Here is a 10667-nt window from a genome sequence, read left to right on the forward strand (position 1 = left end):
GCGGCGTACTGGGCGATGCCACGGCGGTAGGCGTCCTCCTTGCGGCGGGCGATCGTCGCCGGGTCGATCTCGGCGACACCGAGCCGACCCCGGGCCCCGCAGGCGGCGGCGCGCGCGGGGTCGAGCAGGAACGGGGCGAGCGCGGTGGCCAGCGCCTCGGGGTCGTCGGGCGGGACCGCGGTCCCGGACCCCCAGCGCTCGACGAACGGTGCCACCCCGGTCCGGGTCGTGGTGACCACCGGCCGCCCGGCCGCCATCGCCTCGACGGCGGCGATCGAGAAGCTCTCGAAGCGGCTGGGCACGGCGACGGCGCGCGCCCGACGGTAGAGGTCGCGGATCCCGCCGGCCGACAGATGGCCGGGGAACTCGACGTGCAGACCGAGCTCCCGGGCGCGTCGGGTGAGCCAGACGCCGGCGGGGGTGCCGCCGATCGTGCCGGCGGGGCGCCCGGCGAGCACCAGCCGGTGGGCGATGCCCGCACGGTTCAGCCGCGCGGACGCGTCGAGCAGGACGTCCACCCCCTTGTACTCCTCCAGACGGCCGACCGCCGCGATCATCGGCGCCGTGCCGGTGACGTCCGGGACGTCGAGCCAGGGTTGGGCGTCGAACGGGTTCGGGATCACCTCCACGCAGCGTCGCCTCAGCCAGCCGCGTTCGCGCAGGGTGTCGACGAGGAGCTGTGACGGTGAGGTCACCACGGCGGCGCGGTCGGCGGAGATCCGGTCGAGCTGGTCGGCGAGCCAGCCCTTGCAGCCGACGGGCTGGCCGGCGAGCTGGACGGTGAGCATGGTCGGGCAGTGCAGGTGAATGGCGAGCGGGCGGGTGCGGGACAGCGCCTGGAGCAGGCCGCGGGTCTCCCCGTCCTGCGTCTCGATCACATCGGGGTGCAGGCCGAGGCGGCGCATCCAGAAGCTGTAGGACAGTGGCAGGCTGACCCGCAGCGTGATCGAGTCCCGCGGGTACAGCGGGCCTCGCAGCCGCGCCCCGACCGGGCCCAGCCCGCGGGTGACCGGAACCCGCAGCAGCGGTCGGCGATGCACGTGCACCCCGTCCTGCACGGAGTCGACGATCCGGTGACCCTGGGCGCAGAGTACGTGCACCTCGTGCCCGAGCTGCGCGAGTGCGACGGCCAGCGTCGCCGTGTAGCTGCCCGCGCCGTCCCAGACGACCGGCGGGTACTGCTCGCAGAAGAACAGGATGCACAGGGTGCGTAACGATCGGACCGAATCCGCCATGCGTTTCCGTTTCCATCGGTCCGGTCACCGGAGCATGCGGGAATGATGGGAATACGTTACCGCGAACCTCGCGGACCTTGCGGCGCTGCGGGTGATTGTCGTCGCGCGTCCGGCGTTTCGCCCTGGATGGTCCGGCTGGACGTGGTGAAATTGCGTCCCGTGGTGCTCGCGTCGATATTGCCCGGGCCGGTCCGAAACCGTTCGATTGTGCGCTGGGGACTGGTCTTCGTCCGGGGTTGTAGGCAAAACTGGTGCGCTGTCGTTTCCGTGGCGGTCGGGTCGCCGGGCCATGCCGGGAGTGGCTCAGGTGCGCACATGATGGGCGCTGATCGAGAATTCCCGTCCTGGTCGCAGCGCCTGGCAGATGAACGGGAGAGGTCGACTCGGACGCTCCGGTTTTCTGCTGCGGTGGAGTGCTGTTGGGTCGAAACAACTCCGGACGGCCGGGGGTTCGGGTGGGAGTTCAGGCGTACGCTTTTACTGAGGTGCGCACCGCGGACTGTCGCGGTTGAGAACCGATGGTGACCGGATCGCAGGTAGGCAGAACGTCTATGTCAACCGAGCTGAACGGCCTCGCCGGAGGAGTGGCTGGAATGCCTGTGGGTGAGGTGTCACGGCCGCGGGTGTGCCCCGTCCCGACCGAATTCCTGGGGCGCGGCGAGGCGGCCCGACCCGAGCGGGTCGGTATTCGGACGCGTCGAGAAGGCTGAGCGGTCATGGCGTCGGTGGCCGGAGCCGGCGAGGTGAGGCCGCGGGGGCCTCGCGTCGAGAAGCCGGCGCGGCGGGCGCGGGCGCATGGACGGCGGTGGGCAGGGGGACGGGCGGTGGGCACGGGGACGGCGGCGGGGATCGAGGCGTTGGCTGGCGCTGGCGCTGGCGCTGGCGCTGGCGCGGGGGCGGGGGAGTAGGCCGATGTGGTGTTGAGGGGTATCGGGGCCGCGATGAGCCGGCACCATCCGGCTACATTCGTCGTTACGTAGGCGTGACGAAACGGAATGAAACAAAAACGTGGTGGCCGGACAACTCCGATACGACAGGCAGGTCACCGGACTCCGGCGTGGGACGCGCCGCATGTGTCGGGAGTGACCGGATCAGTACGGGGAACAGACCATCGCGGGAACCACACCGAACGTGTCGCCGGTCGCGGGTCCAAGGCGTCGAGCGGATCGTCAACGCTTCGGGCCGGAGGTAGCGTTGCCCTTTTCGCTCCGCCGACGGCCATCCCCACGCCGGACCGACGGATCCGCGTGCCTCGGTGAGCCGGGCCCCGGCCGGACCGGGGCGGTCGAGACTGTGAAGGAGGGCGTCGATGTGCCACCTGTTCGCGATGAGTAGTGGCCCGAAGCGGATCAAGGCCACGTTCTGGCTGCTGGACGCGCCCGACAGCCCACGCGCGGCCACCCTGCGGACGCCGGACGGCGCGGGCCTCGGTGCCTTCGACGCGGACGGCGTACCGCAGGTGGTGCGGCAGGCGATTCGCAGCCGCGCGGACACGGCGTTCGCCCGGGAGGCGCAGGACGTCACCTCGTCGACCTTCGTCGCGCACGTGCGGCACGCCTCCACCGGCCGGGCCAGCGACGTCAACACGCACCCGTTCGTCCGCGATGGACGAATCTTCGCGCACAACGGGGTGATCGAGGGCCTGGGCAAGCTGGACGCCGAGCTCGGCACCGCCGGGCTGCCGGTTCTCGGCGACACCGACTCCGAGCGATTCTTCGCGCTGGTCACCCGGGAGATCGACGCTCACGACGGCGACGTCGGCGAGGGCATCGCCGCGGCGGCGCGCTGGGCGGCGCAGAACCTCCCCCTCTACTCGATCAATATGATCCTGATCACGGCCGGGGAGTTGTGGGCGCTGCGTTACCCGGACACCAATGGCCTTTACGTGCTGCAGCGCGGTGCTGGGGGACGCAATGGCCGCCATCTCGACCATGCCAGCCCATTCAGCGAGATTCGGGTCCGTTCCCTCGACCTGCTCGACGAGCCGGCGGTGGTGGTCGAGAGCGAGCGGATGGACGAGGATCCGCGCTGGCGGCTGATGGACAGCGGCGAACTGCTCCATGTCGCGGCCGATCTCACGGTGACCTCGCGGATCGTGCTCGACGGTCCGCCCGTCCACCAGCTTTCCCTGGAGGACCTGCGGCCCGAGGCCGCCGTGTCGCAGACCACTTCGGTGCCCGATCTGCCGATGTCAGCCTGACCCGGCCGGTTCCCCGCGAGGTTCGACGAAACCTGCCGACATAGGGGGCGTGCGCACGGGGTAGCAATGCTGCAGGGCCAATGGTGCGGACAGTCGCAGTTCCCTGCGCGGAAGGGGCTCGTCGTGGTACTTGAAGTCGGCAGGATCGGGCTGTGGGCAGCCCAGCGGCAGTGGCCGACGGACGTCCGGTCGCGGGCGGAGGTCGCCGCCGAGGTGGCGGCGATGGGTATCCCGACGTTGTGGATCGGTGCCGCCAGCGGGGACCTGGAACTCCCCGCTGCCATCCTGGATGGCACCGAAGGGCTCGTGGTCGGCACGAGCATCCTGAACATCTGGACCGAGAAGGCGGACATCGTCGCCGATCACTACGCGATGCTCGCCAAGGCTCATCCCGACCGGCTGCTGCTCGGCTTCGGCGTCGGGCACCGGGGCCCGGTGGAGAAGCTGACCGGCCGTCGCTGGGAGCGACCGGTCGAGGTTCTCCTCGACTACCTCGACACGTTGGACGAGCTTGGGGTGCCCCGGTCCGATCAGGCGCTGGCGGCGCTCGGACCCCGGATGCTGGAGATCGCGGCCCGCCGCAGCGCGGGTGCGCTGCCCTACCTGGCCACGCCCGAGCACACCCGGCGGGCGCGCGAGGTCATGGGGCCGGACGCGCTGCTCGCCCCCGAGCAGAAGGTCGTGCTCGACAGCGACCCCGACAGCGCCCGTGCGGTGGCCCGCCAGGGCATCGCCTTCTACCTCGGGCTGCCGAACTACGCCAACAACCTGCGTCGGCTTGGCTTCACCGACGCGGACCTGGCCGGATCCGGCTCCGATCGACTCGTCGACGCCCTGGTCGCCTGGGGTGACCTGGACACTGTCCTCGCCCGGATCGCCGAGCACCACCAGGCGGGCGCGGACCACGTGGCCGTGCAGGTTCTGACCTCGACGCCCAACCAGCTCCCGCTCGCCCAGTGGGGCCGGCTGGCCAGCGCGATCACCACCCTCGCGTCACCCTGACCAGGGCAGCCGCATGCGGTAGTCTCTCAGGAACCGATCAATTCGCCTGCCCTGTGTCTGCGGCCGAGTCACGGAGAGTGACGCATGCCCGCAGATGCTTCAGGCGCACCGTCTCCGGACGCCGACGGCCGCCGGTCAGACCAGCGCGCCGCCGAGCACGGCGACGTCGCCGTTGTCCCTGCCGCCCGTGCGGGCGAGCCGGTCCCGTCGACAAACGCGGCCGCGGACGCCGCCCCGGCGGCGGGCACGGTGCCGGTGGCTGCGGTGGACACGGCCTCTGAGCTGGTCGCCAGCCTGATGTTCGGGATCCCCACCGACGAGCAGCACCGCCTGCTCGGGATGATCAACTCGTCGATTGCGGCCGAACGGTCGGCCGCAATCGACGGCACCGTTCGCCGCCAGGTCGATGTCGGGGTGCGCCGCCGCCGCTCGTCGCACCGCTCGATGGAACCCGACGAGCCGGACGCGGCGGACCCCTGCGGCGGCGGGCCGGGTGCGGCATGCCAACGCGCCGGCGAGCCGGGTGCGGACGGGTCTCGCGACGAGGCGGGTGATGGCTGAGCGGCACCGCATCCCGGGGGGTGCGGTGCGGTCCTCGGATCCGAGTGTGCGGTGGTCCGTTCCGGGGACCAGGCCGGCACGCGAGCGGCCCGTCCGCCGGGCCTCGCCGGCCGGCGGGGCCCGGGTGAGCGTCGCCGGGCCGGGCCAGCTCGCCGCCGCGCTGCGGCACTGCCCGGGCGGTATCACGGTCGCGTTCCAGGGCGACCTCGACGCCGCTGTCGAACCCATGGCTCGGGCGCTGCTGTGGGCGTGCCTGGATGAGTGCGCGAGCGCGCTCGTCGTCGACCTGACCGGCGTGTTCGTCGACGTCCGCGGGTTCACGGTGCTGCATCTGCTCGGGCGGGCGGGCCGCGAGCGGGGGGTGCGGGTCGCGCTCGCCGGATGCTCGCCGATCGTGGACCGGATGGCGACCGTCCTCACGCCGCAGGGCGTGCCGCGATTTCGTACGGTAGATGATGCATGGCAAGCAGTGACCGACTCCGGGTCAACCAGCGCCGCGTCTGCGGCAACTGAGGGATAACCCCCAGGGTGATCCGGCAGGATGGGACGGCCGGGTTGCCGCGGTCAGGGTCGCGCTGGAGGTACGGGGGAACCACGATGGAGATCGACAAGCTGCTGCTGGACGCCAGCCTGGCCCGGCTGCACCACCTAGTGCCGAGCCAGGTCGAGCTCGCCAGGCTGGTCAGCGAGGTCGTGCACGCGGTCACCGAGATCTTCGACCTGACCGGCGCGGGCGTGCTGCTGGTCGACGCGGACCGGGCCCTGCGCAGCATCGCCGCCTCCGACAGCAGCGGGGCCCTGCTCGAACGAGTCCAGGAGGAGTTCGGCGAGGGCCCCTGCGTCGAGTCCTTCATCGTCGACGAGATCGTCGCCTCCGAGGATCTGGCCACCGACACCCGGTGGCCGCGGGTCACCCCTGCCCTGCTGGACGGTGGGATCCGCGCCGTCCTCGGCGTCCCGGTGCGCCTCGGCGGCGGCCCGATCGGCACCCTCAACGTCGCCGCCGACGCCCCGCGCGTCTGGACCGACAGCGAACGCGACGCGATGGTCCATTTCGGGGCGGTTCTCGAGAACCTGCTGCTCGCCGGGCTCATCGCCGACCGGAATGACAAACTCGCCCGCCAGCTTCAATACGCCCTGGAATACCGGGTTCCCATCGAACGCGCCGTCGGATATCTCATGGCGACGATGAAGACGGACCCGATCTCGGCATTCGAGACCCTGCGGCGGACCGCACGCAACGAGCGCCGGCGGGTCTCCGAGCTGGCCGGGGAGATTCTCGCCCGGCGACGGGTGCTCTGACCGCCGCACCGCAGGACCATCCGATCGGCGCGTTCTCGGACCCGGCGCGCCCCCGGGCGGATACGGGTGCTGGCCCGATGGTCGTGGTCCACCCCCGCCCTGTTCACTGTCGGCAGGACGACACGGTTGGCCGGCGGCGACGCCTGGCCTGACCGTGGCGGCTCCACGACGATGATGCCCAACGGGCGTGCCCCGGGTTGCCGGCGCGCCCGCCTGGTCGGCGTTGGGTGGGGCCGGCCATCCCCGCACCCGCAACGACCTGGATCTGGCTCGGACCTGGAGCTGGCCCGGACCGGTAACTGAGATGACGTCTGACGAAAGGGGGCGAATGATCGAGGCACAGGGGCTCACCAAGCGGTATGGACGCACGGTCGCCGTCAACGACCTGTCCTTCACGGTGCAGCCCGGCAAGGTGACCGGATTCCTGGGGCCCAACGGCGCCGGGAAGTCCACCACGATGCGGATGATCCTGGGGCTTGACAACCCGAGCGCGGGCACGGTCCGCATCGATGGCCGGCGGTACAGCGAGCTGAAGCAGCCGTTGCGCCAGGTGGGCGCGCTGCTCGAGGCGAAATGGGTGCACCCCAACCGGTCCGCGCGTTCACACCTGCGGTGGATGGCCGCATCCAACCGGATTCCGGCGAAGCGGGTCGACGAGGTCCTGGAGATCGTCGGGCTGACCGGCGTGGCGGGCAAGCGCGCCGGCGGCTTCTCGCTCGGCATGGCGCAGCGGCTCGGTATCGCGACGGCACTGCTCGGCGATCCGGGCGTGATGCTGTTCGACGAGCCCGTCAACGGCCTGGACCCGGAGGGGATCCTCTGGATCCGCCGGTTCATGCACCGGCTCGCGGACGAGGGTCGAACGGTCTTCGTCTCCAGCCATCTGCTTTCCGAGATGGCGCTGACCGCCCAGGAACTCATCGTCATCGGGCGCGGGCGGCTGATCGCGCAGACCAGCACCCGGGCCTTCATCGACATGGCGTCCGAGTCGGCGGTCCGGGTCCGTGGCCCCGAGATGGATCGGCTGCACGGAGTGCTCACCGGCCAGGGGCTCGCGGTCCGCGATGTGCCCGCCGGCGACGACGGACCGGCGGCGCTGCTCGTCTCGAACAGCAGCACCGAACAGGTCGGCGAACTGGCCGGGCGGGTCGGCCTGGTGCTGCACGAGCTTGCCGCCCAGCGCGGCTCCCTGGAGCAGGCGTTCATCCAGCTCACCGGGGGCGAGGTCGAGTACCACGCCGGTGCGCCGGCGGGGGCGCCGAACGGCTCGCCGCCCGCCAGGTCACCCGCCGCCCCGACACAGCCCACCGGGCCGCTGCCGCGGGGGACCGAGGCCGTGGACGCGACGCGGGGAGGCGACGCGCGATGACTCTGCTCACCGTCGAACGCATCAAGCTGTTCTCCACCCGCTCGCCGTGGTGGTGCATGATCCTGGCGACCGCCCTCACGGTGGGGCTGACGTCCATCTTCGCGGCCACCACGAAGTCCGCCGACCTGTCCACCCTGACCCCGAGCGTCACCCAGTTCGCCTTCAACTTCGGACTCGTGGTGATGATGGTGATGGCCACGCTCGCGGTCACCACCGAATACCGGTTCAGCACCATCCGGTCGACCTTCCTCGCCGTCCCCACCCGCACCCCGGCGCTGGTCGCCAAGGCCGTGGTCGTCGCCCTGCTGGCGGGGATCGTCGGGGAGATCACGGCGGTCGGCTCCTGGGGCGTCGCCAGCCTGATCCAGCCGGACGCGCCGCTGGGCATCGACACGGCGCAGGAGTACCGCAACGTGTTCGGCGTCGGGCTGATCTACCTGCTGTCCGCCGTGCTGGCCCTCGCCGTCGGGCTGATCGTCCGGCAGTCCGCCGGCGCCGTCGTCATCGAACTCATCTACCTGCTGCTGCTGGAGAACCTGCTACCGGCGATCCCGCGGATAGGTGACCACATCCAGCACTGGCTGCCGTTCACCGTCGGCAACAACTTCATCGTCGCCGGCCAGCCCGAGACCGACGACGGGCCGCCCGCGATCGAGGGGATGCCGTTCGGGCCCTGGGGCTCGCTGGTGTACTACGCCGCGGTGTGCGTGGGCCTGTTCGTGATCGGGCTGATCCTGGCCAAGCGCCGGGACGCCTGACGCCGAGCCGTCCGACGAGCCGTCCGACGAGCCGTCCGACGAGCCGTCCGACGAGCCGCCGGCGAGGAGACATCGGCTCGCTTGGAGCGGTAGCTTCACCACTGCACGTCTGCACCCGTTCACATCGAGTGATGATGCTGCTGGCGGGCGTCGTCGTTGACGGGTGGTGGAGGGAGACGGGATCGCGCCTGCGTCGGGGCGGGTCGGGCCGCCGGGCCGCGTCGGACCGGCCGGCGGTCCGACGCTGCTCGCGCGTCTCGATCCGTTTCTGCTTCGCAGCGCGCTGCGGGCCGCCGTCGTCGCGCCCGCCGTGCTGGCCGCCGGCTACTACCTGTTCGACCGGATCCTGCTGAGCCTGTTTGCCTGGTTCGCGGTCTTCGCCCTGCTCGTCTTCGTCGACTTCGGCGGTCCGGCCCGGGTGCGCGCCGCCGCCTACGCCGGGCTGGCCGCAGCCGGGCTCCCGCTGATCACCCTGGGCACGCTGTGTTCCCGTTCGTCGTGGGCGGCGTGCGGGGGGACGGCGGTGGTGGCCTTCGTCGCCTTGTTCGCCGGGGTGATCAACGTGTATCTGGCGGTCGCGGCCCCGGCCCTGCTGCTGTCCTTCGTGCTGTCGGTGACGAGCCCGGCGGGTCTGTCCGTCGTGCCGGAGCGCCTCGCCGGCTGGGGCCTGGGCGCCGTCGCCGCTCTCCTCGCGCTGGTGGTGCTGTGGCCGGCACGGCCGCCGGACGAGGTGCGCCGGGCCCTGGCGACAGCCTGCCGCGCCCTGGCCGACTGCGTCGCCGCCAGCCCCGTCGCCAGCCCCGCCGGCGTCGCGGCCGCGGGGGCGCAGGCGACGGCGGGAGGACCGGAGGCGATGGCCGCAGAGGTGATGGCCGCAGAGGTGATGGGCGCAGAGGTGATGGGCCAGGTGGTGCATTCGGCGGTGGCGGAGGTTCGCCGGCGCTTCGCCGCAACGTCGTACCGCCCGACCGGAGCAGGCGGCTCCGCGGCCGCTCTCGGCCACGCCATCGCCGACCTGAACTGGATCGTCCCCTTCGCGCTCGCCGTCCCGGCCGGGGACCGGATGCGCCGGCGCTGCTTCCCCGGGCCGGCCGCCGAGCTCCTGGCGGCCGTCGTCGACACCCTGCACGGCATCGCCGACCGGCTCGACCGGTTCGCGCCCCGCGATGGGGCGTCTCCTCCGGTGCGGGCGAGGCGTGCCTCCGGGGCCGGGCGCCGCGGCGGCGGGCTGGGAGTGGAACGACTCGACCGGGCCGCCCGGGGGATCGGACAGGCGTTGCTCGACGCGGTCGGCCGGACCACCCGGCAGCCCACTGGTCCGACCGCCTCGATCGGACCGACTGACCCGACTGACCCGGCAGGTTCGGCTGTCGCGACCAGTCCGGCCGGGCCGGCCGGGCCGGTTGGGCCGGTTGGACCGGGCGGCGCGGCGGCCGAGGCGTTCCGGCTGCGCCAGTTGGCCCTCGGCACCCGGCAACTCGCGATGCACACCCTGGTGGCGACGGGGGAGCGCCGGCTGTGGCGGCCGATGCCGGGCGCGGGGCGATGGCAGCGGGTCCGGGGCCGTCTGAGCCTGACCCGCGAGCTCGCCGCCGGATACGCCGATGTCCGGGCGATCTGGTTCCGCAACAGCGTGCGCGGCGCCGCCGGCCTCACCCTCGCCGTCGCGGTGACCCGCGCGACGGGGTTGCAGCACGGGTTCTGGGTGGTGCTCGGCACCCTGTCGGTGCTGCGGTCGAACGCGCTGGCGACCGGGATCACCGTCGCGCGCGCGTTGGTCGGCACCGCGGCGGGGATCGCCGTCGGCGGGGTCGCCGTCGTCGCGGCCGGCACGGCGAGGCCGGCCCTGTGGGCGCTGCTTCCGGTCGCGGTTCTGATCGCCGGCTACGCCCGGAAGGCGAACGCGTTCGCCGTCGGCCAGGCCGGGTTCACCGTCGCCGTCGTGCTGCTGTTCAACATCGTCGAGCCGGCCGGCTGGCGGGTGGGTCTCGTCCGGATCGAGGATGTGGTCCTCGGGTTCGCGATCAGCATCGTCGTCGGCGCGTTGCTGTGGCCGACGGGGGCGGCGGTCCGGCTGGTACGCGAGCGGGCCGCAGCCGCGTACCGGACCGCCTCCGAGTTCCTCGTCCGGGTCGCCGCGCAGCCGCCCTGTGCCGCTGCGGAGCCGGCCAGCGCCCGGGAGATCGCCCGGATGGCGCGCACGGCCGTCCGCGCCGGCCGCCTGCTGGACGACGCAGTCC

At 72.3% G+C, this 10667-nt stretch carries 9 protein-coding genes; 8 read left to right on the forward strand and 1 reads right to left on the reverse strand.

The genetic code is table 11. The features are described 5' to 3' along the window. The coding region (locus ND748_RS16645; RefSeq protein ID WP_251746716.1) for a glycosyltransferase family 4 protein at positions 1 to 1235 on the reverse strand (1235 nt) is incomplete at its 3' end. A 1309-nt stretch (positions 1236 to 2544) separates the two neighbouring features. Between ND748_RS16645 and ND748_RS16650 the strand changes: the two genes are divergently transcribed. From ND748_RS16650 to ND748_RS16685, 8 genes are all read left to right on the forward strand, one after another. Beyond that, a complete protein-coding gene (locus tag ND748_RS16650) occupies positions 2545 to 3435 on the forward strand; it encodes a class II glutamine amidotransferase (RefSeq protein WP_251746717.1) in 891 nt (296 codons plus the stop codon). Positions 3436 to 3558: 123 nt separating this feature from the next. Continuing rightward, the gene (locus ND748_RS16655; RefSeq protein ID WP_251746718.1) at positions 3559 to 4437 is read left to right on the forward strand and encodes an LLM class F420-dependent oxidoreductase; all 879 of its coding nucleotides are present in this window, start codon (positions 3559 to 3561) and stop codon (positions 4435 to 4437) included. 264 nt (positions 4438 to 4701) lie between these two features. After that, positions 4702 to 4998: a hypothetical protein gene (locus ND748_RS16660; RefSeq protein WP_251746719.1), complete on the forward strand. Its 297-nt coding sequence runs from the start codon at positions 4702 to 4704 to the stop codon at positions 4996 to 4998. Next, positions 4991 to 5518 carry an STAS domain-containing protein gene (locus ND748_RS16665; RefSeq protein WP_251746720.1) on the forward strand — a complete coding sequence of 176 codons (528 nt, stop codon included), beginning with the start codon at positions 4991 to 4993 and terminating at the stop codon, positions 5516 to 5518. Before ND748_RS16660 ends, ND748_RS16665 begins: the two co-directional genes overlap by 8 nt. Before the next feature lie 77 nt (positions 5519 to 5595). After that, entirely contained in the window at positions 5596 to 6300 is a 705-nt protein-coding gene (locus ND748_RS16670) for a GAF and ANTAR domain-containing protein (RefSeq protein ID WP_251746721.1), read from the forward strand. Between the two features lie 328 nt (positions 6301 to 6628). Continuing rightward, complete coding sequence (locus ND748_RS16675; protein ID WP_251746722.1) at positions 6629 to 7669, forward strand: ABC transporter ATP-binding protein; 1041 nt, start codon at positions 6629 to 6631, stop codon at positions 7667 to 7669. Next, a complete protein-coding gene (locus tag ND748_RS16680; RefSeq protein ID WP_251746723.1) occupies positions 7666 to 8427 on the forward strand; it encodes a hypothetical protein in 762 nt (253 codons plus the stop codon). Before ND748_RS16675 ends, ND748_RS16680 begins: the two co-directional genes overlap by 4 nt. Before the next feature lie 163 nt (positions 8428 to 8590). Continuing rightward, a partial coding sequence (locus ND748_RS16685; protein ID WP_251746724.1) for an FUSC family protein occupies positions 8591 to 10667 on the forward strand: 2077 nt, incomplete at its 3' end.

This window comes from Frankia sp. AiPs1 (assembly GCF_023716945.1).
Taxonomy (GTDB): domain Bacteria; phylum Actinomycetota; class Actinomycetes; order Frankiales; family Frankiaceae; genus Frankia.